Here is a 25,412-nt window from a genome sequence, read left to right on the forward strand (position 1 = left end):
CTCCCTCAATCCTGCGAGACCACCACGCTCAACGCCCACGGTCCCCGCAACTCCCATCGATCACGGGTGTTGCGAGGACCGTTAGAACCCAAGGGGTCGGCGGGGCCTTCTCAGGGTCGAACCGGGGCTCAGACGAACGAGTTGATCTGGATCGTCTCGTACCGGCCCGGGCCGACGCCGATGGCGGAGATCGGCGCGCCCGACATCTCCTCCAGCGCCTTCACGTAGGCCTGGGCGTTCTTCGGCAGGTCGCTGAAGCTCTGCGCCTTGCTGAGGTCCTCGGTCCAGCCGGGGAAGTTCTCGTAGATCGGCTTCGCGTGGTGGAAGTCCGACTGGTTGTACGGGAGCTCGTCGACGCGCTTGCCGTCGATCTCGTACGCCACGCAGACCGGGATCTGCTCCCAGCCGGTCAGCACGTCCAGCTTGGTGAGGAAGAAGTCGGTCAGGCCGTTGACCCGGGTCGCGTAGCGCGCGATCACCGCGTCGAACCAGCCGCAGCGGCGGTCACGGCCGGTGGTGACACCGCGTTCGCCGCCGATCCGGCGCAGCGCCTCGCCGTCGGCGTCCAGCAGCTCGGTCGGGAACGGGCCCGAGCCGACGCGGGTGGTGTACGCCTTGAGGATGCCGATGACCCGGTCGATCTTCGTCGGGCCGATGCCCGCGCCGGTGCAGGCGCCGCCGGCCGTCGGGTTGGACGAGGTCACGAAGGGGTACGTGCCGTGGTCGACGTCCAGCAGGGTGCCCTGGCCGCCCTCCAGCAGGACGACCTTGTTCGCCTTCAGCGCCTCGTCCAGGACGAGGGTGGTGTCGGCGAGGAAGGGGCGCAGCTTGTCGGCGTAGCCGAGGTACTCCTGCACCACCAGCTCGGCCGGGATGGCGCGGCGGTTGTAGAGCTTGACCAGCAGCTGGTTCTTGTCGTGCAGCGCGGCCTCGACCTTCTGCTGAAGGATCGACTCGTCGAAGATGTCCTGCACCCGGATGCCGACACGGTTGATCTTGTCCGCGTAGGTCGGGCCGATGCCGCGGCCGGTGGTGCCGATCTTGCGCTTGCCGAGGAAGCGCTCGACCACCTTGTCCAGCGTGCGGTGGTACGGCGTGATCAGGTGGGCGTTGCCCGAGATCAGCAGCTTCGAGGTGTCGATGCCGCGCTCGTTCAGGCCGCTGAGCTCGGAGAGCAGCACGCCCGGGTCGATCACGACACCGTTGCCGATCACCGGCGTCACGTTCGGGCTGAGGATGCCGGAAGGGAGCAGGTGGAGGGCATACTTCTGGTCGCCGATGACCACCGTGTGACCGGCGTTGTTGCCACCCTGGTAGCGGACGACGTAGTCGACGGATCCGCCGAGGAGGTCGGTGGCCTTCCCCTTGCCCTCGTCTCCCCACTGAGCGCCAACGAGCACGAGTGCCGGCACAGGCGTACACCCCTTCCGGTTGGGGCATCCTGCGTAGGCCGCAGTCTGCCCCGAGATAGACGAAGCCCCTGGCGCAATAGCGCAAGGGGCTCTTGCACCGAGAGATTACCTGAGGAAGGACCGGTCGTGTCGTCCCAGTCCACGTCCGTACCCCCGCCGTCCGATACCCCGCAGCCGCCGGGGAGCTGCCCGCTGCTGCTCCTGCTGGACCCGGTCGCGCGCGAGGCCGACGGCGAGGCGGTGCGGATCGCCCGGGACGTGCTCGCGGGGGGCGCGGACGTCAAGGTCGTGCTTCCGGAGAATTCGGCCGAACTCGACCGGGTGCTGTCGCACCGCGGCCGCCGCCGTCCGGTGGTGATCGGTTCTGATCTGACGTTGCAACGGGTGGTGCAGGCCCTGCACCGGCAGCGCGAGTTGGCCGCTGGGCCGCTCGGTCTGGTGCCGGTCGGCCGGGCGTCGGCGGTGGCGCTGGCGCGAGCGCTGGGGGTGCCGACCGAGCCGGTCGCGGCGGCCCGGGCGGTGCTGACGGGCGTGCCGCGCGACTGCGGGATGCTGCTGGACGACGAGGGCGGGGTGGTGCTGGGCGAGGTCCGGATCCCCGGGCGCGGGCAGGGCCATCCCGGTGGCTGGCGTTCGCTATGGGCGAAATTGGTTGCGGCCGAGCAGGTGGAGCCGGAGCCCTCCCGGCTGCGCGTGGAGGCCGACGGACGTCCGCTCAGCGGTCACGACCGTCCGATCCGGCTGGTCGCGCTGCGGATGCCGGCCGGCTCCTCGGCGGCCGAGGTGGTGGTCCGGCAGTCCGGTCCGGGCGGGGCGCTGCTGCGCGTGCGGGCCTCCAGCGTGACCGTGGCGGGCCGGACCTTCGGCTACGAGGCGGACGGCTGCCCGGTCGGCCCGGTCCGGGCGCGGACCTGGACGGCCCATCCGGACACCTGGGGACTGCTGGTTCCCGCAGGGTGAGCAGCGTCACCCGGACACCCCTGGGTGCCGGGCACAGCCCGGCCGCAGGCATGGTAAGGGGTTTTGTCTACGCGCGTTGCCAGCGAAATCGCCAAGCCGGACCCGATCCCTCGTTCGGGAAGCCTGTGCCAACTGCCCTAGACTCGAAGACGTGCCTCGTGGTGACGGAAGACTCAACCACGACCTTCTTCCCGGTGAGAAAGGCCCCCAGGACGCTTGTGGCGTCTTCGGTGTCTGGGCTCCCGGCGAGGAGGTCGCCAAGCTCTCGTACTTCGGCCTCTATGCCCTGCAGCACCGCGGACAGGAATCCGCGGGAATCGCAGTGAGCAATGGGTCCCAGATTCTCGTCTTCAAGGACATGGGACTTGTCTCCCAGGTCTTCGACGAAGCGGCTCTGGGGTCCTTGCACGGGCATATCGCCGTCGGACATGCCCGCTACTCGACCACCGGGTCCTCGGTCTGGGAGAACGCCCAGCCGACCTTCCGGGCGACCGCTCACGGTTCGCTGGCCCTGGGCCACAACGGAAACCTGGTGAACACCGCCGAACTCGCGGAGATGGTCGCCCAGCTCCCCGGTGCCGAGCACGTCTCGCGCTCCGGCCGGACCGCCGCGACCAACGACACCGATCTGGTGACCGCGCTGCTCGCCGGCCATCCCGACCTGTCCATCGAGGAGACCGCCCGGCAGATCCTGCCGAAGGTCAAGGGCGCCTTCTCGCTCGTCTTCATGGACGAGCACACCCTCTACGCCGCCCGTGACCCGCAGGGCATCCGCCCGCTGGTCCTCGGCCGGCTCGAACGCGGCTGGGTGGTGGCCTCCGAGACGGCGGCCCTGGACATCTGCGGCGCCAGCTTCATCCGCGAGGTGGAGCCGGGCGAGCTGATCGCCATCGACGAGAACGGCATGCGGACCTCCCGCTTCGCCGAGGCCGCGCCCAAGGGCTGCGTCTTCGAGTACGTCTACCTGGCCCGTCCGGACACCTCCATCGCCGGCCGCAACGTCCACCTCTCGCGCGTCGAGATGGGCCGCAGGCTGGCCGCCGAGGCCCCTGTCGAGGCCGACATGGTGATAGCCACGCCGGAGTCGGGTACCCCCGCGGCGATCGGCTACGCCGAGGCCAGCGGCATCCCGTACGGCTCCGGCCTGGTGAAGAACGCCTACGTCGGGCGCACCTTCATCCAGCCCAGCCAGACGATCCGCCAGCTCGGCATCCGGCTCAAGCTCAACCCGCTCAAGGAAGTCATCGCGGGCAAGCGCCTGGTGGTGGTGGACGACTCGATCGTCCGCGGCAACACCCAGCGCGCGCTGGTCCGGATGCTCCGCGAGGCGGGCGCCGCCGAGGTGCACATCCGGATCTCCTCGCCGCCGGTGAAGTGGCCGTGCTTCTTCGGCATCGACTTCGCCACCCGCGCCGAGCTGATCGCCAACGGGATGACGGTGGAGGAGATCGGCCGCACGCTCGGTGCCGACTCGCTCGCCTACATCTCGCTGGACGGCATGATCGAGGCGACCAAGCAGCCCAAGGACAAGCTCTGCCGGGCCTGCTTCGACGGGGTCTACCCGATGGAGCTGCCGGACCCGGCGCTGCTCGGCAAGCTCCTGCTGGAGGCAGAAATTGCCGGCAGCCAGCAGCCGCCGGTCGTGCGGGGCAAGCCCACCGGCTCGGACCTCGACGGGGTCCAGTCGCTGCTCGGTGGCCACGGCGCGGCCGACGCGCTGCGCCGACCGTAGTCATCCCGCCGCGGGCCCCCACCAGGGGCCCGCGGCGGACCACTCCCCAGACCCGAGAGGGCCTTAAAGCCGTGACCAGCAAAGATTCCGGTGCCACCTACGCCGCCGCGGGCGTGGACATCGAGGCGGGTGACCGCGCCGTCGAGCTCATGAAGCAGTGGGTGAAGAAGACCAACCGCCCCGAGGTGGTCGGCGGCCTCGGCGGCTTCGCCGGGCTCTTCGACATCTCCGCCCTCAAGCGCTACGAGCGGCCGCTGCTGGCCTCGGCGACCGACGGGGTGGGGACCAAGGTCGCGCTGGCCGCCGCGATGGACAAGCACGACACGATCGGCCACGACCTGGTCGGCATGGTCGTCGACGACCTGGTGGTCTGCGGCGCCGAGCCGCTCTTCATGACCGACTACATCTGCGTCGGCAAGGTCCACCCCGAGCGGGTCGCCCAGATCGTCAAGGGCATCGCGGAGGGCTGCGTGCTGGCCGGCTGCGCGCTGGTCGGCGGCGAGACCGCCGAGCACCCGGGCCTGCTGGGCCCGGACGAGTACGACGTGGCGGGCGCCGGCACCGGCGTGGTGGAGGCCGACGCGCTGCTCGGCGCCGAGCGGGTCCGCGCGGGCGACGTGGTGATCGCGATGGCCGCCTCCGGGCTGCACTCCAACGGCTACTCGCTGGTGCGCCACGTGCTGCTGAACCAGGCCGGCTGGAAGCTCGACCGCGACGTGCCCGAGTTCGGGCGCACGCTGGGCGAGGAGCTGCTGGAGCCGACCCGGATCTACTCGCTGGACTGCCTGGCGCTCACCCGCGCCACCGAGATCCACGCGTTCTCGCACGTCACCGGCGGCGGCCTGGCCGCCAACCTGGCCCGGGTCATCCCGCAGGGCCTGCACGCCCGCCTGGACCGCGGCACCTGGACGCCGCTGCCGGTCTTCCAGACGGTGGCCGAGGTCGGCTCGATGCAGACCCTGGAGATCGAGAAGACCCTCAACATGGGCATCGGCATGGTGGCCGTCGTCCCGCCGGAGTCGGTGGACGTGGTGCTGGCGATCCTGGAGGACCGCGGCGTCGAGGCCTGGCTGCTCGGCGACATCGTCAACCTGCAGGACGGCCCCTACGAGGGCGGCGCGGCGCTGTACGGCGAGTACGCCGAGTAGAACCCGGATGTAGAAAGAACGTACGACGATACGGCCGCGGGGCTCCCCAAGGGGGCCCCGCAGCCGTATCCGAGGCCCGGGCGGGGTGTCTGCGTGCGGACGCGCCGAAGACCGGTCCGGCACCTGGAAGGCACCTGGACCGGTCAGGGCGGACTGCTACGCGCGGCGGCGGGCTTGGTGGTGGCCTGCGCCCGCCTCCTCGTCCTCTTCGTCCTCGTCGGCGTAGTAATCCGCATACGCCGCGTAGGGATCGTCCTCGTCCTCTTCGTCCTCAACCGGCTCAGGGTTGATCGAAGGAACGGGTGAAACGCCCAGCTCGCTGGACAGACGATTAGCATCGAAGCCGCCGCCGTTGTACTTCAGCTCGCGGGCAACCTTCGTCTGCTTGGCCTTGGCCCGGCCGCGCCCCATGGGTCGACCCCCTCAACGATGGGGCTCACGGCCCCGAGTCTGACACGTGTTCATGATCAGGAGCGGCTCCCCCGAAGTGGGATAGCCGTCCCTTGGAGCATTAACGGTACCTGTTTCCGCCGTCGGACGGTACGTCGCCGGTGTGACGTGGCGCGCACTGTCAGTCCGCAGAACCCGGTCTCTCCAGGTCACACGGGGGTTTCCAGGCATTCACAGGGTGTCCGGAAGGTGCCCGGGACCGTCGTTCTCCGACCGATTATCCCCCGACCGGGGCGCTGTGATCGCCCGATCGGGGGACGGACCGAGAATCCGGTTCCACATTGTGATGCGGAGACGGCGTGTCGGCCCAGTGGTCGGCGCAGTGGTGGAGCGGCTGGGCTCAGCCCCGGCGGGCGCCCGGCAGCAGGATCGTGCGCAGGGCACTGATCTCCCGCATCCGCAGCTCGGCGAGGCGGTCGGCGGCCACGGCCGGCGGGACCCCGTCGGAGGCGGCCCGGGTGAAGATCTCCAGGGTGGTGTCGAAGATCTTCGTGGCCTTGTTCTTGGCCCGCTCGAAGTTGAAGCCGTCGATCTCGTCGGCCACCTGGATCACCCCGCCGGAGTTCACCAGGTAGTCGGGCGCGTAGAGGATGCCGCGGTCGGCCAGGTCCTTCTCGACGCCCGGGTGGGCCAGCTGGTTGTTGGCCGCGCCGCAGACCACCGAGGTGCCGGCGGCGGTCAGCGCGCCCACCGTGTCGTCGTCCAGCGCGCCGCCCAGGGCGCACGGGGCGTAGACGTCCAGCGAGGACGCGAGCAGCGCCTGGGAGTCGGCGACCACCTCGACGTCCGGGTGGGCGGCCCGGACCCGGTTGACGGCGGTCTCCGAGACGTCGGTGATGACCACGGTCGCACCGTCGGCCACCAGGTGGCCGACCAGGTAGTGGCCGACCTTGCCGACGCCCGCGACGCCGACCCGCTTGCCGCGCAGCGTCGGGGTGCCCCAGCGGGCCTGGGCCGAGGCCCGCATGCCCTGGAAGACGCCGAAGGCGGTCAGGATCGAGGAGTCGCCCGCGCCGCCCTGCTCGGGGGAGCGGCCGGTGACGTAGTCGCACTCGCGGGCGACCACGTCCATGTCCTGGACGTAGGTGCCCACGTCGCAGGCGGTGATGTAGCGGCCGGCCAGCGACTGCACGAAGCGGCCGTAGGCGCGCAGCAGGGCCTCGCTCTTGTCGCCGCCCTCGGCCTTGGCCGCCGGGTTGCCGATGATCACGGCCTTGCCGCCGCCGAGGTCGAGCCCGGCGAGCGCGTTCTTGTAGCTCATGCCGCGGGACAGGCGCAGCGCGTCCTCCAGGGCCTCCTCCTCGGAGGCGTACTGGTGGAAGCGGGTGCCGCCGAGGGCGGGGCCCAGTGCGGTGGAGTGGATGGCGATGATCGCCTTGAGGCCCGAGGCCCGGTCGTGGCAGAGCACAACCTGCTCGTGCCCGTCGCCGGGGGCGCCGTCCTGCTCAGTACGGAAGATCCGGCTCAGCACGCCTGGTGCGGGGTGCGTCGCGGATACGGTGCGTACGTCGGTCACTGTGGTGACTCCAGTATCTGCAGGCCCGCTGCTGTGGTGCGGGCATCTACGGCGAAGCGTAGTCCGGGAAGGGGCGCCCGGGCTCCCCCCGTCCACGCTTCGATCTGCACACCCCGATCGGCGGATCGGGCGCGGATCCTCCCGGCCGGTCGGTGGCGCGTGCGACGATGCGAGGCGTGACCGTTGTCCGTACCTCGGTGTTACCGCCGTACGCAGCACACCTGCGGGTGTACGAGCCGCTCGGCGCCTATCCGGAGCCCGAGCGGGCCCGCTGGCAGGCCTCTGCGGCGGCGCACGGCCCGGATGCCGCCTCGGCGGACGCGCCGGTCGCCCGGGCGGCGCTGGAAGCACAGCGGGGGGCGCTTGCGGAGGTGGCCGCGCGGACGCCCCGCGCGCTGCCCGAGCGGGAGAGCGAGCGGGCCTTCGTCCGGCTGCTCGACGGGGTGCTGTACGTCTGCCCCTGGTCGGTCCGGCTGCGCAGTTGGCAGGCGCTGGACGAGCTGCGCGCCTCGATGCCGGTGGCACTGCTGGACACCGTGCTGCCGCAGGCGGTGCGGGAGGACGCGGTGGCGGCGCAGGCCCGCTGGCAGGTGGCGCACCCCGACGCCCGGCCCTGGATCCTGACGTCCCGTTGGGAGGTGCCGGTGCGCTGGTTCCTGCCGTTCGGGGCGGAGGACCGCCGCTACCTGCCGGCCGAGCCGTTGCTGGAGGAGGAAGGGGAGGAGCCGGCCGCCCTCTTCTACCTGACCTCCATGGCGCAGGCCCGGCGCCGGGTGGCCCGCGGCTACCGGGTGCTGCGGGAGCGGCTGCCGGGGGCGCCGCTGACCCTGGGGGCGGAGCAGGTGGGACGCTGGCTGGAGGAGTTCCACCCGCGCTCGCTGGTGGAACTGGACTACGGGGGGTTGGTGCACGCGATCGGGGCGCGGCGCCTGGCGGTGGACCACTCGGCGGCCGAGGTGGCGGCCGGCCTGGACGCGCTGCGGGCCGGGGACAGCGCGGGGGCGGCGCTGGCGTACGAGGTGGTGGCGGAGCGCTGGCGGCGGGTGCAGGCGCTGCGCCAGGCGAACTGACCCGGAACCCGCCCGCTGGACCGCTGAGGGGCGGTCAGCGGCCCCTGAGGGGACGTGAACGCCGGTACCTGGGGTAGGGATGGGGCTGGGGGTGTAGGAGTGGCGTGTGGGACCTGGGACCAAGGTCCCGGTTCGGGTCAATAGCCAACGAACGTGACACTACTCACCGTTGACGTGAACTAACGCTTAAGGGTAAAAATGGGACAACCAGCCCAACTCTCCTCAGCGCTGTCCACTTTTGGGTGGATCTGGGGTCGGTGTGCCCTTTGGGGGGAATCGATAGGTCTGGCCGCCCCGCTACCGGTTGTCACATAAACGTGACTGTCCGCTATGGGGTGGTCCATCGCCATCCGTCGCTCTTGAACCCGTGAGGGGCCAATTTTGGCGGTTTGGTCGATAGGGCTGGACGGATGGTGTAGTTGTAGACACCAGGACAAGCCGTTCGTCCTATTACCGACTCGGTCCGTCTGTGCCATTTCGGGCATCGCGGGCCAAGGTGCAGAATTTGAAGGATAGAACCGCCCTGGTTCGGTTCTCCGAGGAGGCCGCTCATGACCGCTCGTACACCTGACGCTGAGCCACTGCTGACGCCGGCAGAGGTTGCCACCATGTTCCGCGTAGACCCGAAGACGGTCACGCGCTGGGCCAAGACGGGCAAGCTCACGTCCATCCGCACACTCGGCGGCCACCGCCGCTACCGGGAGGCGGAGGTTCGCGCTCTGCTCGCCGGGATTCCCGCTCAGCGCACCGAGGTCTGAGTGCTCGATCCGGGCCGCCGGGCCCGCTGATCGAAACACTCGCCGCCTCGCGTGCTGTGCACGCTTTGCAGCTTTGCCCAAGGGGTCGTAGCCCCGGACTCCGCCGGGTCCGGGATGCGGCCCCTTCGGCATGCCCGCGCCGCCTGCCGGACCTTTTCGAGAGGTAGGACGATGGGATGCCTGGCGTCACCCCTGTCATCAGCGTCCACCTATTCGTGACTGTCATTTGACCCGACAATGCGGCGGGAAAAGATAGCCATTGTGACGTGTGTGGCGCGTGGGATTCATGATGATGTGCAGAAAAGGGAAAGCCGAAGAAGTCTGTACAATTTTACATATTAAATGATGGTCTCATGAGGGGGGGTCCGCGCTGTGCGTCTTCAAGAAAAGATAAGTGACGACCGTCACAGGCGACCCTCTTGTGGTCTGGACCAACCTGTCGATAATGCCGTCTGACGACCCGTCGGGCCCGGGGATGCGGCGGTCAAACGACAAGAGGCCCGGAACCTGTGGTTCCGGGCCTCTTGTGCACTGCGATCCTGACGGGACTTGAACCCGCGACCTCCACCTTGACAGGGTGGCGAGCTAACCAACTGCTCCACAGGACCAGAGTTTTCACTGGCGAACCAGTGTTTGTTTGCCGCCCTCAGCAGCGACAAGACAGATCGTACTGCATCGCAGGCCCCCAGGTCGAACCCGTGCCGCGGGGACGCGTGGACGCCTCCCCGCGGCACGGGCCGCGGCTCAGAGCTTGGCCGCCGCGGCGTCCATGGCGCGCATGATCCGCTTCTCCGAGACCGGGGTCGGCGTGCCCAGCGACTGGGCGAAGAAGCTCACCCGCAGCTCCTCGATCATCCAGCGGATCTGCAGCAGCTCCGCCGAGGGCTCCCGGCCGGCCGGGACGGACGCCAGCAGCTCGCCGTACGCCTGCTGCACCTGCTGGACCTTGAGCAGCTGCTGCAGGTCGCGCTGCGGGTGGTTGGGCAGCGCCTCCAGGCGGCGGTCCACCGCCAGCAGGTAGCGCTTCAGGTCCGGCAGCCGCTGCCAGCCGGTGTCGGTGACGAAGCGGGGGTGCACCAGCGAGGTGAGGTGCAGCTTGACGTCGTTCACGGCGTTGAGCAGCACCGGGCTGCTGACCGACTTCAGCCGGGTGGTGGCCCGGTGAAAGGCGATCAGTGCGCCGGCCGTCTTCAGGGTGGTGTCGGCCGACAGCTCGTAGAGGTCGGCGCGGACCTTGTCGTACAGCTTGGTGTACGCCGCCTCGTCCCAGGCCGGGCCGCCGGCGCCGGCCATCAGCCGGTCGGTGGCGCAGTTGACGATGTCCTCGAACAGCGCCGGGATCGAGCCGTGCGGGTTGTAGGAGAGTGCCAGTTTGGCCTGGTTGCCCAGCCGGCCCTGGATCGACTTGGCGGGCGAGTTGACGGCCAGCGTGAGCAGCCGCCGGGTGCCGCGCCACATCGCGTGCTGCTGCGCCTCGGGCGTGTCGAAGAGCCGGACCGCGACCGAGTCGCCCTCGTCCACCAGGGCCGGGTAGGCCCGCAGCGAGTGCCCGCGGGTGCGCTGCTCGAAGGTGCGCTGCAGGACGGGCAGCGAGGCCGGCCAGGAGGTCAGGCCGGTCTGCTCGATGCCCTGGCCGGAGGCCGCCGTGGAGAGCGTCTCCTTCAGCTTCGGCTTGAGCTGGAGCCGCAGCTCCTCCAGGTCCTTGGACTCGGCGAGTTTGCGCTTGCCGTCCACCACCCGGAAGGTCACCTTGAGGTGGTCGGGGACCCGCTCGTCGTCCCAGGAGTCGGCGGGGATGGCGATGCCCGACATCCGGTGCAGGATCCGCTCCAGGGTCGGCAGCAGCGGCTCCTGGCGGTCCTTCACCTGGCGCAGCGCGGCCTTGGCGAAGTCCGGGGCCGGCACGAAGTTGCGCCGGATCGCCTTGGGCAGGGCGCGGATGTAGGCGGTCACCAGGTCGCCGCGCAGCCCTGGGATCTGCCAGTCGAAGCCCTCGGAGGAGACCTGGTTGAGCACCGGCAGCGGGATGTGCACGGTCACGCCGTCCGCGTCGCTGCCGGGCTCGAACTGGTAGGTGAGCTGGAAGCGGAGCTTGCCCTGCTGCCAGTAGTCCGGGTAGTCGGCCTCGGTGATCCCGTCGGCGGAATCGTTGATCAGCATCGACTTCTCGAAGTTGAGCAGGTCGGGCTGGTCGTGCCGGGTCTTCTTCCACCAGGAGTCGAAGTGCCGGGTGGAGACGATGTCCTCGGGCAGCCGGCTGTCGTAGAAGTCGAAGAGGGTCTGGTCGTCCACCATGATGTCGCGCCGCCGGGCGCGGTTCTCCAGCTCCTCGACCTCCTGGAGCAGCTTGCGGTTGGCGGCGAAGAAGTGGTGGTGGGTCTCCCAGTCGCCCTCGACCAGGGCGTTGCGGATGAACAGCTCGCGGCAGAGCTCGGCGTCGATCCGGCCGTAGTTGACCTTGCGCTGGGCGACGATCGGCATCCCGTAGAGGGTGACCCGCTCGAAGGCCAGCACGGCGCCGGCCTTCTTCTCCCAGTGCGGTTCGCTGTACGTGCGCTTGGTGAGGTGCTCGGCGAGCGGCTCGACCCACTCCGGCTCGATCTTGGCGTTGATCCGGGCCCAGAGCCGCGAGGTCTCCACCAGCTCGGCCGACATCACCCAGCGCGGCGGCTTCTTGAAGAGCCCCGAACCGGGGAAGACCGCGAACCGGGCGCCGCGCGCGCCGCCGTACTCGCGCTTCTCGACGTCGTACAGGCCCAGGTGCGAGAGCAGTCCCGAGAGCAGCGACTGGTGGATCCGGTCGGCGTCCGGTTCGGCATCGGGGTGCGGTTCGTCGATGGTGACCCCGAGCTGCTTGGCGACCGTGCGCAGCTGGGAGTAGATGTCCTGCCACTCCCGTATCCGCAGGTAGTTCAGGAACTCGGTCTTGCACATCCGGCGGAACGCGGAGGAGGAGAGCTCCTTCTGCTGCTCCCTGACGTAGCGCCACATCGCCAGGTAGGAGAGGAAGTCGGAGGTCTCGGAGGTGAAGCGGCGATGCCGGTCGTCGGCCGCCTGGCGCTTCTCGGTGGGCCGCTCGCGCGGGTCCTGGATGGAGAGCGCGGCGGCGATCACCATCACGTCGCGTACGCAGCCGTTGCGGTCCGCCTCCAGCACCATCCGGGCGAGGCGCGGGTCCACCGGCAGCTGGGCGAGCTTGCGGCCCAGCGGGGTGAGCCGCTTGCGGTGGTCCTTCTCGTTCGGGTCCAGCGCGCCCAGCTCGTGCAGCAGGCTGACGCCGTCCTTGATGTTGCGGGAGTCCGGCGGGTCCAGGAACGGGAAGGCCGCGATGTCGCCGAGGCCGGCCGCCGTCATCTGCAGGATGACCGAGGCCAGGTTGGTGCGCAGGATCTCCGCGTCGGTGAACTCCGGCCGGGCGAGGAAGTCCTCCTCGGAGTAGAGCCGGATGCAGATGCCGTCCGAGGTGCGGCCGCAGCGGCCCTTGCGCTGGTTGGCGCTGGCCTGGCTGATCGCCTCGATCGGCAGGCGCTGGACCTTGGTGCGGTGGCTGTAGCGGGAGATCCGGGCGGTGCCCGGGTCGATCACGTACTTGATGCCCGGGACGGTCAGCGAGGTCTCGGCGACGTTGGTGGCCAGCACGATCCGGCGGCTGCCGGAGCGCTGGAAGACCTTGTGCTGCTCGGCGGAGCTCAGCCGGGCGTAGAGCGGGAGGACCTCGGTGGACTTCAGCCGGAGCTTCTCCAGCGCGTCCGCCGTGTCGCGGATCTCGCGCTCGCCGGAGAGGAAGACCAGGATGTCGCCGGGCCCCTCGGCCTGAAGCTCCTGGGCCGCCTCGCAGATCGCCTGGATCTGGTCGCGGTCGCGGTCCAGCTCCTCTTCCTCGGCGTCCTCGTCGATCACCGGGCGGTAGCGCACCTCGACCGGATAGGTGCGACCGGAGACCTCGATGATCGGGGCGTCGTTGAAGTGCTGGGCGAAGCGCTCGGGGTCGATGGTCGCCGAGGTGATGATCACCTTGAGGTCGGGGCGGCGGGGCAGCAGCTGTTTGACGTACCCGAGGATGAAGTCGATGTTCAGGCTGCGCTCGTGCGCCTCGTCGATGATCAGGGTGTCGTACTGGCGCAGCTCGCGGTCGGTCTGGATCTCGGCCAGCAGGATGCCGTCCGTCATCAGCTTGACCAGGGTGTCCGGGCCGACCTGGTCGGTGAACCGGACCTTCCAGCCGACGGCCTCGCCGAGCGGGGTGTTCAGCTCCTCGGCCACCCGGTCCGCCACCGTGCGGGCGGCGATCCGGCGGGGCTGGGTGTGGCCGATCAGGCCCTTGATGCCGCGGCCCAGCTCCAGGCAGATCTTGGGGATCTGGGTGGTCTTGCCGGAGCCCGTCTCACCGGCCACGATCACCACTTGGTGGTCGCGGACGGCCGCCAGGATGTCGTCCTTCTTCTGGCTCACCGGGAGCTCGGCCGGGTAGCCGATCACCGGGACGGCCGCCCGGCGCTGCTCCACCCGCAGCTCGGCCCGGGTGATCTCGGCGGCCAGCTCCTCGGTGATCTTGCGCTGGGCCTCGGGCTTGCGGACCCGCCGAGCGCCGTCCAGTCGGCGGCCGATCCGCTGCTGGTCGCGCAGCGTCAGCTCGGGCAGCCGCGCGGCCAGCTCGCCGACGGTGGGGGCCTCGGTCGGCTGGACGGCATCGGTCGACTGGACTACGGGAGAACTCAACTCGGGCATCCCTCTAGGCTCGCAAGGAGGGGCGGTCTGGCGCACCTCGGTTTTTCTGAGTGCCCCTGGCGGATTCGACGTGGGCTTCTCAGCCCGTCAAGTGTCACACCCGGGGGGCTTGGGGGCTTCAGCCCGGTAGCGCGGCGCGGTCCGGGCCCGGTAGCCAGTCGTGCCGCGGGTCGTAGTCCAGCCAGCGGCTGTGCCGGGCCTGCTCGGTGAAGGCGCGCAGCAGCGGTTCGAGCAGCGGGTGCGGGTCGGTGACGCGCCAGAGCAGCGACCAGGCGTAGAGCGGCGTCGGGTCGACCAGCGGGATCGACCGGACGCCGGGCAGGTCCGGCAGCGGGCTGTCGGCCGGGAAGAGCGAGAAGTGCCGGGGATCGGTGCGCAGGTGCTGGATGAAGTGGTCGAAGCCGAGGTTGCGGCCGCCGGCCCGCTCGGTGATGCCGAAGTGGTCGGCGAAGCGGTTCAGGAAGTCCAGGCGGTCGATGGGTGCCGGGTAGCAGAGGACGCTGTCGCGTAGCTGGGCCGGCCGCAGGGCGGTCGCGTCGGCCAGCGGGTGCGCGGTGCTGAGCAGCACGTCGACGGGCTCGAGGCGGACCAGGCGGTGGGTCAGGCCTGCGTCGAGTCGCTCGCCTCGGTCGTCTCGGTCGAGTCGCTCGCCTGGCTCGCCTGGCTCGCCTCGCTGGCCTCGCCGGCCGAGTGGGTGGACCCGGCCGAAGCCCGCGTCGGTCGCGCCGCGCAGCAGGGCGGCCGCCACGGACGGCAGGTCGCGGCCGGGCGCGGGCTCCACGGTGAGCCCGGCCGCCTCGACGGCCTGCGCGACCGTGCGCATCGGCACGTAGAGGTGGCTCCAGAAGTCGATCCGCAGCGGCCGCCGGTCCTCGCGCAGCGCGGCCACGGCGCTGTCGCCGTCCGCGAGCAGGCGCCGGGCCGGCTCCAGGAAGCGCCGGCCGGCAGCGGTCAGCCGCACGCCGTGCCGGTCGCGGTCGAACAGGCGGGTGCCGAGCAGCTCCTCCAGCCGGGCGATCCGCTTGGACAGCGCCTGCTGGCTGATCGCCAGGCGTTCGGCGGCGCGGCCGAAGTGCAGCTCCTCGGCTGTGGAGGTGAAGGCGCGGACCTGGGCGAGGTCGAGATCCATGCGGTCACCCTAGGGCGTCGGTGGGCGTGGGTGACAACCGTCGGTTGTCGGCGGGGGCGGGTGGTTGTTGGACCGGGGCGCGGAGTGCGGGGTGTGCTGGGAGCCGTCCGGTCGGGTGACCGGGCGACGGCTCGGAGAGAGGGTGTGGAGCGATCATGAAGGCCCTGACAGCGACCGGTCGGCCCGATGTACCGGTGGCGTTCGCCGAGGTCGAGCAGCCCCGACCGCGGCCGAACGAGGCACTGGTGAAGGTCGAGGCGTTCTCGGTGAACCGCGGCGAGACCTTCAAGCTGGAGGACCCGGCGGCCCGGTGGCAGCCGGGTAAGGACGTCGCGGGCCTGGTGGTGCAGGCTGCCGCGGACGGTTCCGGGCCGGCGGCCTGCACCCGGGTGGTGGGGCACCCGTCCGGCGGCGGCTGGGCCGAGTACGTCGCCGTGCCGACCGACGCGCTCGCCGAGCTGCCCGAGTCGATCGGCAGCGTGCAGGCCGCGGCCCTGCCGCTGGCTGGTCTGACCGCGCTGCGGCTGCTGCGCGTCGCCGGGCCGGTGATCGGCCGCCGGCTGCTGCTGACCGGTGCCTCCGGCGGCGTGGGCCACTACGTCACCGAACTCGCCGCCGCGGCCGGCGCCGAGGTCACCGTGGTGGTCGCCTCCGCGGAGCGCGGGCGGCGGCTGGTGGAGCTCGGCGCCGCGGAGGTGGTGCACGAGGTCGCCGACGCGACCGGCCCCTACGACCTCGTGCTGGAGTCGACCGGCGGTGCGGACCTGCCGCTCGCACTCGCCCGCCTGGCCAAGCGCGGGACGCTGATCTGGTTTGGCCAGGCCAGCCGGACCCCGGCCACGCTCGACTTCTTCGACTTCTTCGCCGGCCCCGAGTCGGCGACCCTGCGGCACTTCCACTACGCGGACTCCGACGTTCCCGACAGCGAGGATCTGGCCGCCCTGGTCCGGCTGGTCGCCGCCGGCCGGCTCACCCCGGAGATCGGGCGGATCGCGCCGTGGGCGGAGACCGCCGCCGTGCTGGCCGACCTGCGCGAGCGCCGGATCCGCGGCAAGGCCGTGCTCACGGTGTCCGCGTCGATCTGAACCCTCCGAGAACCTCTGGAAAGCGATGCACATGACGAGATTTGTGGACCTGCCCGACGTGCTGGCGCCCTTCGTGGCGGCCAACCTCCCCCGGGCCACCGGCGCCGGGCTCGACCCGCACGAGTACGGCCGGGTCACCGAGCGGCTGCGGTCGCTGCGCGACTGGCCCGAGGCGTTCGCCGCGGCCGGGCGCGGGCACCGGGCTGCGGGCGACCGGGCGCTCGGGCAGGGGAGGACGGTGAGTGCCGGTGAGGCCTACCGGCTGGCTGCCCGCTGGTTCCACTTCGCCACCCTGCTCCCGCACCCCGATCGGGACGGCGCGGCCCGTGCGGCCGCCGACGCCGACGAGGCGATGAGCCGAGCGCTGGAGCTGCTGGACCCGACGGCCGTGCGGATCGAGGGGGAGGGCTTCGTCGGGTGGTTGCGGCGGCCGGCCGGGATCGAGCGCCCGCCGGTGGTGCTGGTGGTGCCCGGGATGGACTCCGGCAAGGAGGAGTTCCACGCCGTCACGCGGGCGCTGCTGCGTCGCGGGGTGGCGGCCTTCACGCTGGACGGGCCCGGGCAGGGAGTGCTCGCCGCGACCAGCCGCCCCACGGCGGACTATCACCGGGTGGTCGGCCGGGTGATCGACGCGCTGGAGCCGCGCGGCGACGTGGACGGCGGCCGGATCGCGGTGATCGGGCTCAGCCTCGGCGGCTACTACGCGGCGGTCAGCGCTGCCCGCGAGCCGCGGGTCCGCGCCACCGCCACCGTCAGCGGCCCGCACCGCCTGGACTGGGACGCGCTGCCGCCGTTCGTCACCGAGACGCTCGCCCAGCGCTGCGGCGGCCCTGACGCCGCGCAGGAGTTCGCCCGCCGGGTCGACCTCGCGCAGGTGGCCCCGCTGATCGCCGGACCGCTGCGGGTGGTGGACGGCGGCCTGGACGTCATCCCGGGCGTGGTCAACGGTGAGCCGCTGGCCCGGCGGGTACCGCAGGGCGAGTACCTGCTGGTGCCGCACGGCGGCCACCTGCTCGGTGAGGCCGTCCCGGACTGGCTGCCGGGGGCGGCGGACTGGCTGGTGGAGAGGTTGTAGGGGTGGACTAGGGGGTGGATCAGGGGGTGGAGCGGCAGGCGAGGACGGCGTTCTGGCCGCCGAAGCCGCTGGAGTTGCTGAGCGCGCCGCCCGGCGCTGGAGCAACTGGCGGCCGCTGAAGCCGAGTTGCGGAGCGGCGGCGCGGCCGCCAGGGGCGCAGCGCGCGGAAGGCCGGCGAGACCGACGACCGCCTCTTCGCGGTGGCCGCCTGGTGGCGGGCCGGCAACGGTCAGTAGGGGAGCAGTTCGGTCGTGCTCAGGTCGAAGTCGAACGGTTCCGGGATGTGCAGCGTCTCACCGAAGTCGATGTCCTCGCGGCGGTGGTACTTCGTGCCGTCGGGGCGACTGAAGAGCGTGACGGTCTTCAGCCTGGCGTCGATCAACAGGTACAGCGGGATCCCCATCAGCGGGTAGTCGCGCACCTTCCCGACCCAGTCGTTCTCCGGGTTGGAGGGGGAGACCAGTTCGACGGCGACAGCGGCGACTTCGGAGGGGACCTGATTGTCAGTCGTCTCCAACGCCTCGCCCGGAAGGTATGTCAGGTCCGGGTTGCGGCTCTTGCCCACGTTCGGTGAAACGAGGTCGGTGTTCTCGCTCGGCAGCAGCTCCGACGGGGCGTGCGCGTCGAACTGGCGGCGGACCAGGAGAAGGTTTCGCTGGTGGATGCCCGAGGGGCTGACCGTCATCACGATGGTGTCGCCTGACAGCTCCACCTTGAACCCGTCGGGCAGGCTTCGGCGGGCCTCTTCGAGGAGTGCGAAATGCTCCGGGTTCATGCGCGGCGCCTCCTGGGGTGTGCCGGGCTGCCCCTCAGCGTAGCTCCGGGGGGACACGAAAAAGCCCCCAGCGAGTGATCTCGCTGGGGGCTTTCTGCTGTTCAGCAGCTGTGGCCAGGGCCGGGGTCGAACCGGCGACCTTCCGCTTTTCAGGCGGACGCTCGTACCAACTGAGCTACCTGGCCGTACTGCACCATCCCCTTGCGGGGATGAGCGATCCTGACGGGACTTGAACCCGCGACCTCCACCTTGACAGGGTGGCGAGCTAACCAACTGCTCCACAGGACCTCAACAGAGCCTTGCGACCCTGACTGTACTACTTGTACCGCGTACTGCTGTCGAACTGTACTGCCGTGCCCCCAACGGGATTCGAACCCGTGCTACCGCCTTGAAAGGGCGACGTCCTGGGCCACTAGACGATGAGGGCTTGCGGCCCGCCCGGCTGATCTCCAGCGGTCGGGGACGTGAGAAGCATATGGGATGCGGGCGGGAACGCCAAAACCGGTTTCGGCAGGCGAGGCGGGGTGGCGTGGGGAGCCGCAGGGGAGGCGACGGGGGACTCATGACCAGCCGAGCTCGTGCAGTTCGTGATCGTCGAAGCCGAAGTGGTGGGCCACCTCGTGGATGACGGTGGTGCGGACCTCGGACATCGCCAGCTCGCGCGTCTCGCACATCCGCAGGGTCGGGCCGCGGTAGACGATGATCCGGTCGGGCAGTACGCCGGCGTACCACTCGCCGCGTTCGGTCAGCGGGGTGCCCTCGTAGAGGCCGAGCAGGTCGGGGGTGGCGGGGTCGGGCTCGTCCTCCACGAAGACCGCCACGTTGTCCATCATCGCCGCCAGCTGCGGGGGGATCTGGTCGAGCGCGTCGCTGACCAGTGCCTCGAAATCGTCCCGGCTCATGTCCACGGGCCCATTGTCGGCGGCCGGGTGAGGGCGTGCCAGGTGGTGTGCGGTCGCACGTCGGTTCGGCACGCCAGTTCGCCGCGCGGGGTGAGTCGTTCGATCTGTTCGAGCGGATTCGGACGGCGGAGCCCTGGACGGCCATCCGGTGGGCGTTCGGCCGTGTCCACGCGGCGCGCCAGGCGTTGGGCACCGAAAGCGGCCGTGCGCGATGGGCGGCCAGGTGGGGCGGGCGGAGAGGCGGCGGCGATGGTTCCGACGGGTTCGAGCGGGGGCACGGCACGGGGTACGGCTGCGGAGGGCCGCGCGGGGGCGGGCGCTGCGCTCGGCGGTGCCCGGGGCGGCGTGCTGCGCGCCAGGGCCGTCCGGGTGGCGGTTGCGGGCGGCGCGGTCCCGGGTGCGCTCGCCGGCGCGGTGGGCGGGCAGCTGGGCCGGGCGGTGGGGGTGGCGACGGCCGGGCGTGGCGGGTCGGTGCGTTCGGCCGTCGCCGCGCGGGCGGCGCGGAGCGGCCCGCCCACCCGGCCGGCGGTGTTCCGCACGGTGGCGGTGCGGACGGCCGTCCTCGCGCTGGCCGGTCTGAGCGTGGCCGGCTGCATGGAGGTCAGCCCCAGCTCGGACCAGCAGCCGGCCGGGCGTACCGCCGGCCAGGCCAACCCGACCGGCCGACCGAGCACCGGGACGAGCGCCGGCCAGGGTCGCAGCGGCGGCTCCCGGACCGAGCGGACGGGCGGGGCCAGGGGCGAGGCCGCCTCGGCGGGCGCGGCGGCCGGTGCACCCGGCGCGGGCGGTTCGGTGGTGGCCGCCGGCGACCCCAGCCCCGGCATGTCGGCACTCCCCGGCGCGCCGCTGCCCGGCGGTGTGGTCGCGATTCCGGTCCGTCCGGGCGAGTCGGCGGGAGCGCCGACCGGCGGGACCACGGCCGGGGGCGGCGGGGCGGGCGGCACGGTCCGGGGCACGTCCGGCGGGGCGACGGGCTCCGGCGGTACGGGCGCCGCAGGGGGCACCAGCGGCGCCGCGGGCGGTACGGGGGCGGGTGGCGGGTCCACCGGCGGCGGCGCGGCCGGTGGCGGTACCGCGGGCGGCTCGGGCGGCGGTACCGGCGCCTCGTCCAGCCCGGGCGGGCCGGTGGAGTCGCCGCCGAGCTCCAGCCACCCGTCGCCGCTGCCGTCCGTTCCGGCCCTTCCGGGCCCCTCCGCGAGCAGTAGCGGTTCCGCGGCCCCGGGTGCTGGTTCGGCTGGGCATTGAGGGCCTGGCCAGCGCATTTGCCTTCGGAGTAGTGGTTCGTCTATCTTGGTAGATCGTTCGTTTGATTCATTTGTCTGGCGCCCTGAATCCCCATTGGCGCCCCTGGCGCGTTCCGGCGATCCGTGGCTGACCGCATTGAGGCGGTTGTATGCGAACCCCCGGACTTAGGCGCGTGCCACTTCCGGAAGGTTTTGCATGTCTCTCGTTGACGACGACCGCTTCGCCATGCCCGCGAGCGGCTCCGCCGCCGATTTCCCCGCTGACGCCGCTCCGGCCGACGCGATCGACCCCACCGAGGTCACTGAGGTCATCGAGTCCTTCGAGGCCGAGTTCGACTCGGAGCTCGACGCCGACCTCGACGACGCCCCGGCGGCCCCCGCCGAGCGCACCGTGACCTTCGGCGACCTGGGCCTGCACGACGACATCGTGCGTGCTCTCGCCAAGCGTGACGTCACCACCCCGTTCCCGATCCAGGCCGCGACCATCCCGGACGCGCTGGCCGGCAAGGACGTCCTGGGCCGCGGCCGCACCGGCTCCGGCAAGACCCTGAGCTTCGGCCTGCCGCTGCTCACCCGGATCGCCGGCGCCGAGGGCCGTACCCGCCCGAAGCACCCGCGCGGCCTGATCCTGGTCCCGACCCGCGAGCTGGCCATGCAGGTCGCCGACGCGCTGGAGCCGTTCGGCTCGGTGCTCGGCCTCAAGCTCAAGGTCGTCTGCGGCGGTACCTCGATGTCCAACCAGATCTACGCGCTGGAGCGCGGTGTCGACGTCCTGGTCGCCACCCCCGGCCGCCTGCGCGACCTGATCAACCGCAGCGTCGCCAAGCTCGACGACGTGATGGTCACCGTCCTGGACGAGGCCGACCAGATGGCCGACATGGGCTTCCTGCCCGAGGTCACTGAGATCCTCGACAAGGTCCCGACCGGCGGCCAGAGCCTGCTCTTCTCGGCCACCCTCGAGAACGAGATCGACAGCCTGGTCAAGCGCTACCTGAAGAACCCGGTCACCCACGAGGTCGACGCGGCCCAGGGCGCGGTCACCACCATGAGCCACCACATCCTCGTGGTGAAGCCCAAGGACAAGGCGCCGATCACCAACGCGATCGCCGCCCGCAAGGGCCGCACGATCATCTTCGTCCGGACCCAGATGGGCGCGGACCGGGTGGCCGAGCAGCTGATCGAGGCCGGCGTGAAGGCCGACGCACTGCACGGCGGGATGACCCAGGGCGCCCGTACCCGGGTGCTCGGCGACTTCAAGGACGGCTACCTCAACGTCGTCGTCGCCACCGACGTCGCGGCCCGCGGTATCCACGTGGACGACATCGACCTGGTCCTCAACGTGGACCCGGCCGGCGACCACAAGGACTACCTGCACCGCTCCGGCCGCACCGCGCGGGCCGGCCGCTCCGGCGCCGTCGTCACCCTGGTGCTGCCGCACCAGCGCCGTGGCGTGTTCCGCCTGATGGAGGACGCGGGTGTCGACGCCAGCCGCCACATCCTCGACCACGCCTTCGACGCCGAGGTGGCCCGGATCACCGGCGCCCGCTCGCTGATCGAGGTCCAGGCGGAGAGCGCGGCCGGCATCGCCGGTGCCGCCGAGCGTGAGATCGCCGACATGACCCGCCAGCTGGAGAAGGCGCAGCGCCGGGCGACCGAGCTGCGCGACGAGGCCGACCGCCTGGCCGCCCGCGCGGCGCGCGAGCGTGCCGAGCTGGGCATCGAGGACGACGCCCCGGTCGTGGAGGCCGTCGCGGGCGAGACCGGCGTCGCCGAGAACGCCGCGCCGGTGCGCGAGGCCCGTGAGGTCCGCGAGGTCCGTGAGGTCCGCGAGGTCCGCGAGCCGCGTGAGGAGCGCACTCCGGCGTTCCGCGAGTCGCGCGACGAGCGTCCGGCCCGTTCCTACGGTGACCGCGACAACCGCGGCGGTGGCCGTGAGCGCGACAACCGTTCGGGTGGCGGCTTCAACCGTGACCGTGACGACCGTCCGGCGCGTTCGTTCGGTGACCGTGACAACCGCTCCTCGGGTGGCGGCTTCAACCGTGACCGCGATGACCGTCCGGCGCGTTCGTTCGGTGACCGTGACAACCGCTCCTCGGGTGGCGGCTTCAACCGTGACCGTGACGACCGTCCGGCGCGTTCGTTCGGTGACCGTCCGGCCGGCCGTTCCTTCGGTGACCGTGACAACCGCTCCTCCGGTGGCGGCTTCAACCGCGACCGCGACGACCGCGGTGGCCGTTCGTTCGGTGACCGTCCGGCGGGTCGCTCGTTCGGTGACCGTGACAACCGCTCCTCGGGTGGCGGCTTCAACCGCGACCGCGACGACCGTCCGGCGCGTTCGTTCGGTGACCGTCCGGCCGGCCGTTCCTTCGGTGACCGTGACAACCGCACCGGCGGCGGCGCCGGCGCGAGCCGTCCGTTCGCCCGCCGCGACGACCACCGCTCGGGCGGCCGCCCGCAGCAGGGTGGTTCCTCCTACGGTGACCGCGACAACCGCGGTGGCGGCCGTTCGTTCGGCGACCGCGACAACCGTGGCGGCAGCTTCAACGGCGGCAACGGTGGCGGCGGCTTCAACGGCGGCGACCGCAAGCCGCGTTGGAAGAGCTGACACTCGGTAGTGAAGTAAGCAGTCGGCGGGCCCGTTCCACTTCGGTGGGGCGGGCCCGTCGGCGTTGCCGGAGCTCAGTTGTGCTGCGAGTGAGAATAACTAGGTGGCGGGCCGGGCCGTCAGCCCGTACGGTCTGACGCATGAGCAGCAGACTGCACCAAGTGGCCGTGGTGAACGAGGAGATCGCCGAGCGCGGGACGTACCGGAGCCCGAGCGGCGCGACGGTGGACGTGGCGGCGCGGCTGGCCGCGGCCCGGGCCGGGACGGTCAGCTACACCCCGGAGCAGCTGACCGCGCTCCTGGAGTCGGCACCGCCCGCCGCAGCAGACCGGGCGCGGGTGGAGGTCACCGCCGAGGGCAGCATGCAGGCCGCCGAACGGCTGCACCGGGCGGGCGCGCGACACATCGGCGTGCTCAACTTCGCCTCGGCCCGCAACCCCGGCGGCGGCTACCTGCGCGGCGCTCGCGCCCAGGAGGAGGACGTCTGCCGCACCGCGCTGCTGTACTCGTGCCTGCTGGCCGCGCCCGACTACTACGCGGCGCACCGCGCCGGCGACGACCTCCGCTACAGCCACCGGGTGATCTTCTCGCCGGACGTGCCGGTGATCCGCGACGGGCGCGGCGAACTGGCCGCCCAGCCGTACGAGGTGGGCTTCCTGACCTCGCCCGCCCCCAACGCCGGCCAGCTGCGCCGCCGTTCCGCGGACGTCGACGTACGGGAGGTGCTGGCCGAGCGCGCGGCCATGGTGCTCGCGGTCGCGGCGCGGCACGGCGTACGGGAGCTGGTCCTCGGCGCGTGGGGCTGCGGGGTGTTCGCGAACGACCCGGGCGAGGTGGCTGAGGCCTTCGAGCTCGCGCTCGGCCGCTACGGGACGGCGTTCGACCGGGTGGTCTTCGCGGTCTGGGACCGCACGCCGGTCTCGCCGAACCGGGCGGCCTTCGAAGCCCGGTTCGGCGGCCGGTCCTGAGACCGATCAGGTGCTAGTTGGAGGCGGCGCGCCGGGTGAGCGCCGAGGCCGCCGTCACCACGCCCGTGACGGCGAGCACGGACGGCCAGGCGCCGATCTTCTTCGCCAGCGGGTGCGAGCCGCCGAACGCCCCCAGGTACAGCCCGGTCAGCGCCACGGCCGAGGCCGCGCCGCTCTCCCGCCGCCAGCGGTACGCGCAGGCCGCGCCCGCGCCCGCCAGCACCGCGCCGCCCAGCTCGCGCCGGCCCGTCCAGCGCGCGGCGCCGTAGCCGCCGATCAGCCCGGTCGCCGCGATCAGAGCGGTCGGGATCTTCGCCATCGTGTACTCCAGTCTCTGGTCTGTGCGGGGCCTTTCGATCGACCCTAACCCGGGGGTGCGCGTGGAAATGGGTCGCGCGGAAATGGGTCGCGGGGAAACCCGGGCAGCGGGGAGACTCTCGGCAGACGAGAACAGGTCAGGGGTGTGAGTGATGTACGAGGTGCTGTCCGGCATCGTGGGTTCCACCGCGTACGGGCTGGCGCACGCGGGGTCGGACGTGGACCGGCTCGGCATGTTCGCCGTCCGCACCGAGGAGCTGCACGGCCTGCGCCGACCGGTCGAGTCGCACGTCACCACCGCGCCCGACCGGACCTGGCACGAGGCCGCCAAGTGGTGCCGGCTGGCCCTGAACTGCAACCCGACCGCCTCCGAACTCGCCTGGCTGCCCGATGAGTTGTACGAGGTCAGAACCGAGCTGGGGGACGAGCTGATCGGGCTGCGAACCGGCCTGCTGAGCAGCCGGGCGGTGCGCGGTTCCTACCTCGGCTACGCCACTCAGCAGTTCCGGAAGCTGCAGACCCGCGACCGCACCGACACCAGATCCCGGACCCAGGGCGCCAAGCACGCCCGCCACCTGGTCCGGCTGCTGGAACAGGGCGTCCGGCTGCACGAGACCGGCGAGCTCCGAGTCCGCCTCACCGACCCCGAGCGGGTACGGGAGTTGGGCGAGCGCATCGCCGACCACCCCGACCTCGCCGTCCCCCTGCTGGCCGACGCCGAACAGCGCTTCGACCGCCCCGGCGTCCTCCCCGACACCCCGGACGAACCGGCCGTCGAAGACTGGCTCCGCCGCCTACGCCGCGCCCACCTGCCCGCCCCCGCGCAGCCGCAGGAACGCGACCCGCGCGGCGCCCGAAACACTGGTCAACGCGCGGGGATCACCGGGTAGGATCATCGCGGCAGGTGCCGTACCACCACGGTGGTCGCCCAGCCGACGGGGCGCTAGCTCAATGGTTAGAGCTGCGGACTTTTAATCCGTAGGTTCAGGGTTCGAGCCCCTGGCGCCCCACAAGATCAAACAATGCCTGGCCTGGGCGTTCTCCCTCTGAGGGGAACGCCCTTCGTCATGATCGGCTCTGTGGTGGGTCGGCGGTGGGGCCCGGGTGGGGCGTGACAGCGCGGTCAGCGAGCGGGGATTCCTGGCGGCACGTACGTGCGCAACCACGCAAAGTTCCTCGCGATCGACCACCGCCTCCTGCTGGTGACCAGTGCGAACTTCTCCTGGAGTGCTGAGAACAACAACGTCGAGTTCGGCGACCTCGTCGACAACCCGAACCTCACGGAGACTGTCGAACGAGAGCTGCACGAGGCGGAAGGGGTGTTGTGCGAGCGAGTCCCGGGGCCTGCCGCGCAGCCAGATTGAGATTTCCCGTGATCAGCAATAATGCCCATGCGACCAGAACGGAAGCGGCCGGGATCCTGGTCCGAGCAGGGCGAGCGGGAGGGAGTGCCCGACCGAGCCCGGTCTTCTGGGTAGGTCTTTTGGTACAGCGGCAGCAGCCTTTGACTCATACTCCGAGGCCAGAACTGTGGGGG

20 protein-coding genes and 5 tRNA genes are annotated in these 25,412 nt (G+C 71.3%); 13 read left to right on the forward strand and 12 right to left on the reverse strand.

The annotated features are described in order from the left end of the window. Nucleotides 1-128: 128 nt before the first annotated feature. Nucleotides 129-1,412: an adenylosuccinate synthase gene (locus P3T37_RS28005; RefSeq protein WP_280726693.1), complete on the reverse strand. Its 1,284-nt coding sequence runs from the start codon at nucleotides 1,410-1,412 to the stop codon at nucleotides 129-131. A gap of 126 nt (nucleotides 1,413-1,538) precedes the next feature. Between P3T37_RS28005 and P3T37_RS28010 the strand changes: the two genes are divergently transcribed. From P3T37_RS28010 to purM, 3 genes are all read left to right on the forward strand, one after another. Continuing rightward, complete coding sequence (locus P3T37_RS28010) at nucleotides 1,539-2,372, forward strand: diacylglycerol kinase family protein (protein ID WP_280726694.1); 834 nt, start codon at nucleotides 1,539-1,541, stop codon at nucleotides 2,370-2,372. Nucleotides 2,373-2,523: 151 nt separating this feature from the next. After that, nucleotides 2,524-4,104 carry an amidophosphoribosyltransferase gene (gene purF / locus P3T37_RS28015; protein ID WP_280726695.1) on the forward strand — a complete coding sequence of 527 codons (1,581 nt, stop codon included), beginning with the start codon at nucleotides 2,524-2,526 and terminating at the stop codon, nucleotides 4,102-4,104. A 71-nt stretch (nucleotides 4,105-4,175) separates the two neighbouring features. Next, the gene (gene purM / locus P3T37_RS28020; RefSeq protein WP_280726696.1) at nucleotides 4,176-5,252 is read left to right on the forward strand and encodes a phosphoribosylformylglycinamidine cyclo-ligase; all 1,077 of its coding nucleotides are present in this window, start codon (nucleotides 4,176-4,178) and stop codon (nucleotides 5,250-5,252) included. A 156-nt stretch (nucleotides 5,253-5,408) separates the two neighbouring features. Here the strand turns inward: purM and P3T37_RS28025 are convergent, their stop codons facing one another. Further along, nucleotides 5,409-5,663 (reverse strand): DUF3073 domain-containing protein, encoded by a 255-nt coding sequence (locus P3T37_RS28025; protein WP_280726697.1) that lies wholly within the window; start codon nucleotides 5,661-5,663, stop codon nucleotides 5,409-5,411. Between the two features lie 379 nt (nucleotides 5,664-6,042). Beyond that, on the reverse strand, nucleotides 6,043-7,173 hold the full coding sequence (locus P3T37_RS28030; protein ID WP_280726782.1) for a Glu/Leu/Phe/Val dehydrogenase dimerization domain-containing protein: 1,131 nt from the start codon (nucleotides 7,171-7,173) through the stop codon (nucleotides 6,043-6,045). 212 nt (nucleotides 7,174-7,385) lie between these two features. On the opposite strand from P3T37_RS28030, the gene P3T37_RS28035 reads away from it, so the two are divergent. Then, on the forward strand, nucleotides 7,386-8,288 hold the full coding sequence (locus P3T37_RS28035; protein WP_280726698.1) for a hypothetical protein: 903 nt from the start codon (nucleotides 7,386-7,388) through the stop codon (nucleotides 8,286-8,288). Nucleotides 8,289-8,839: 551 nt separating this feature from the next. Then, nucleotides 8,840-9,046 carry a developmental transcriptional regulator BldC gene (gene bldC, locus P3T37_RS28040; protein WP_280726699.1) on the forward strand — a complete coding sequence of 69 codons (207 nt, stop codon included), beginning with the start codon at nucleotides 8,840-8,842 and terminating at the stop codon, nucleotides 9,044-9,046. A 534-nt stretch (nucleotides 9,047-9,580) separates the two neighbouring features. Here bldC and P3T37_RS28045 read toward each other — a convergent pair. The 3 genes from P3T37_RS28045 to P3T37_RS28055 all read right to left on the reverse strand — a co-directional run bounded on the left by P3T37_RS28045 (nucleotide 9,581) and on the right by P3T37_RS28055 (nucleotide 14,903). After that, nucleotides 9,581-9,654, reverse strand: a tRNA-Asp gene (locus P3T37_RS28045). A 136-nt stretch (nucleotides 9,655-9,790) separates the two neighbouring features. Further along, nucleotides 9,791-13,699 (reverse strand): ATP-dependent RNA helicase HrpA, encoded by a 3,909-nt coding sequence (hrpA, locus tag P3T37_RS28050; protein ID WP_280726783.1) that lies wholly within the window; start codon nucleotides 13,697-13,699, stop codon nucleotides 9,791-9,793. Between the two features lie 193 nt (nucleotides 13,700-13,892). After that, on the reverse strand, nucleotides 13,893-14,903 hold the full coding sequence (locus P3T37_RS28055) for a LysR family transcriptional regulator (protein WP_280726700.1): 1,011 nt from the start codon (nucleotides 14,901-14,903) through the stop codon (nucleotides 13,893-13,895). Between the two features lie 155 nt (nucleotides 14,904-15,058). Between P3T37_RS28055 and P3T37_RS28060 the strand changes: the two genes are divergently transcribed. Together P3T37_RS28060 and P3T37_RS28065 are read left to right on the forward strand one after the other, a co-directional pair. After that, a complete protein-coding gene (locus P3T37_RS28060; RefSeq protein WP_280726701.1) occupies nucleotides 15,059-15,988 on the forward strand; it encodes a zinc-binding dehydrogenase in 930 nt (309 codons plus the stop codon). Nucleotides 15,989-16,019: 31 nt separating this feature from the next. After that, nucleotides 16,020-17,063, forward strand: a complete 1,044-nt coding sequence (locus P3T37_RS28065) for an alpha/beta hydrolase (RefSeq protein WP_280726702.1) — start codon at nucleotides 16,020-16,022, stop codon at nucleotides 17,061-17,063. A gap of 229 nt (nucleotides 17,064-17,292) precedes the next feature. Here P3T37_RS28065 and P3T37_RS28070 read toward each other — a convergent pair whose 3' ends face one another. The 5 genes from P3T37_RS28070 to P3T37_RS28090 form a co-directional block, all read right to left on the reverse strand. Continuing rightward, a complete protein-coding gene (locus P3T37_RS28070; RefSeq protein ID WP_280726703.1) occupies nucleotides 17,293-17,838 on the reverse strand; it encodes a Uma2 family endonuclease in 546 nt (181 codons plus the stop codon). A 111-nt stretch (nucleotides 17,839-17,949) separates the two neighbouring features. Beyond that, nucleotides 17,950-18,023, reverse strand: a tRNA-Phe gene (locus P3T37_RS28075). A 29-nt stretch (nucleotides 18,024-18,052) separates the two neighbouring features. After that, nucleotides 18,053-18,126: transfer RNA gene (locus P3T37_RS28080), tRNA-Asp, on the reverse strand. A 66-nt stretch (nucleotides 18,127-18,192) separates the two neighbouring features. Further along, nucleotides 18,193-18,265, reverse strand: a tRNA-Glu gene (locus tag P3T37_RS28085). Nucleotides 18,266-18,398: 133 nt separating this feature from the next. After that, on the reverse strand, nucleotides 18,399-18,740 hold the full coding sequence (locus tag P3T37_RS28090) for a metallopeptidase family protein (RefSeq protein ID WP_280726784.1): 342 nt from the start codon (nucleotides 18,738-18,740) through the stop codon (nucleotides 18,399-18,401). A 345-nt stretch (nucleotides 18,741-19,085) separates the two neighbouring features. On the opposite strand from P3T37_RS28090, the gene P3T37_RS28095 reads away from it, so the two are divergent. The 3 genes from P3T37_RS28095 to P3T37_RS28105 all read left to right on the forward strand — a co-directional run bounded on the left by P3T37_RS28095 (nucleotide 19,086) and on the right by P3T37_RS28105 (nucleotide 23,557). Continuing rightward, nucleotides 19,086-19,985, forward strand: a complete 900-nt coding sequence (locus tag P3T37_RS28095) for a hypothetical protein (protein ID WP_280726704.1) — start codon at nucleotides 19,086-19,088, stop codon at nucleotides 19,983-19,985. Nucleotides 19,986-20,180: 195 nt separating this feature from the next. Beyond that, the gene (locus tag P3T37_RS28100) at nucleotides 20,181-22,589 is read left to right on the forward strand and encodes a DEAD/DEAH box helicase (RefSeq protein WP_280726705.1); all 2,409 of its coding nucleotides are present in this window, start codon (nucleotides 20,181-20,183) and stop codon (nucleotides 22,587-22,589) included. A 140-nt stretch (nucleotides 22,590-22,729) separates the two neighbouring features. Beyond that, the gene (locus tag P3T37_RS28105; protein ID WP_280726706.1) at nucleotides 22,730-23,557 is read left to right on the forward strand and encodes a TIGR02452 family protein; all 828 of its coding nucleotides are present in this window, start codon (nucleotides 22,730-22,732) and stop codon (nucleotides 23,555-23,557) included. A gap of 13 nt (nucleotides 23,558-23,570) precedes the next feature. On the opposite strand, the gene P3T37_RS28110 is transcribed toward P3T37_RS28105, so the two are convergent. Then, nucleotides 23,571-23,876 (reverse strand): hypothetical protein, encoded by a 306-nt coding sequence (locus tag P3T37_RS28110; RefSeq protein WP_280726707.1) that lies wholly within the window; start codon nucleotides 23,874-23,876, stop codon nucleotides 23,571-23,573. 151 nt (nucleotides 23,877-24,027) lie between these two features. Between P3T37_RS28110 and P3T37_RS28115 the strand changes: the two genes are divergently transcribed. The 3 genes from P3T37_RS28115 (at nucleotide 24,028) to P3T37_RS28125 (ending at nucleotide 25,239) form a co-directional block, all read left to right on the forward strand. Continuing rightward, nucleotides 24,028-24,765, forward strand: coding sequence for a nucleotidyltransferase domain-containing protein (locus tag P3T37_RS28115; RefSeq protein ID WP_280726708.1), 738 nt, complete (start codon nucleotides 24,028-24,030; stop codon nucleotides 24,763-24,765). Between the two features lie 47 nt (nucleotides 24,766-24,812). Beyond that, nucleotides 24,813-24,885 (forward strand) — tRNA-Lys (locus tag P3T37_RS28120). A 126-nt stretch (nucleotides 24,886-25,011) separates the two neighbouring features. Further along, nucleotides 25,012-25,239, forward strand: a complete 228-nt coding sequence (locus P3T37_RS28125; RefSeq protein WP_348533290.1) for a phospholipase D-like domain-containing protein — start codon at nucleotides 25,012-25,014, stop codon at nucleotides 25,237-25,239. The last annotated feature ends 173 nt before the right edge of the window (nucleotides 25,240-25,412 follow it).

Origin of the sequence: Kitasatospora sp. MAA4 (assembly GCF_029893355.1) — a bacterium.
In the GTDB taxonomy this organism is placed as follows: Bacteria; Actinomycetota; Actinomycetes; order Streptomycetales; family Streptomycetaceae; genus Kitasatospora.

Coding starts and splice junctions, on each gene's coding strand:
- P3T37_RS28025 (WP_280726697.1), bottom strand. CDS start 5,663: ATGGGGCGCGGCCGGGCCAAGGCCAAGCAGACGAAGGTTGCCCGCGAG.
- P3T37_RS28035 (WP_280726698.1), top strand. CDS start 7,386: ATGCGAGGCGTGACCGTTGTCCGTACCTCGGTGTTACCGCCGTACGCA.
- bldC (WP_280726699.1), top strand. CDS start 8,840: ATGACCGCTCGTACACCTGACGCTGAGCCACTGCTGACGCCGGCAGAG.
- P3T37_RS28055 (WP_280726700.1), bottom strand. CDS start 14,903: ATGGATCTCGACCTCGCCCAGGTCCGCGCCTTCACCTCCACAGCCGAG.
- P3T37_RS28060 (WP_280726701.1), top strand. CDS start 15,059: ATGAAGGCCCTGACAGCGACCGGTCGGCCCGATGTACCGGTGGCGTTC.
- P3T37_RS28065 (WP_280726702.1), top strand. CDS start 16,020: ATGACGAGATTTGTGGACCTGCCCGACGTGCTGGCGCCCTTCGTGGCG.
- P3T37_RS28070 (WP_280726703.1), bottom strand. CDS start 17,838: ATGAACCCGGAGCATTTCGCACTCCTCGAAGAGGCCCGCCGAAGCCTG.
- P3T37_RS28090 (WP_280726784.1), bottom strand. CDS start 18,740: ATGAGCCGGGACGATTTCGAGGCACTGGTCAGCGACGCGCTCGACCAG.
- P3T37_RS28100 (WP_280726705.1), top strand. CDS start 20,181: ATGTCTCTCGTTGACGACGACCGCTTCGCCATGCCCGCGAGCGGCTCC.
- P3T37_RS28105 (WP_280726706.1), top strand. CDS start 22,730: ATGAGCAGCAGACTGCACCAAGTGGCCGTGGTGAACGAGGAGATCGCC.
- P3T37_RS28110 (WP_280726707.1), bottom strand. CDS start 23,876: ATGGCGAAGATCCCGACCGCTCTGATCGCGGCGACCGGGCTGATCGGC.
- P3T37_RS28115 (WP_280726708.1), top strand. CDS start 24,028: ATGTACGAGGTGCTGTCCGGCATCGTGGGTTCCACCGCGTACGGGCTG.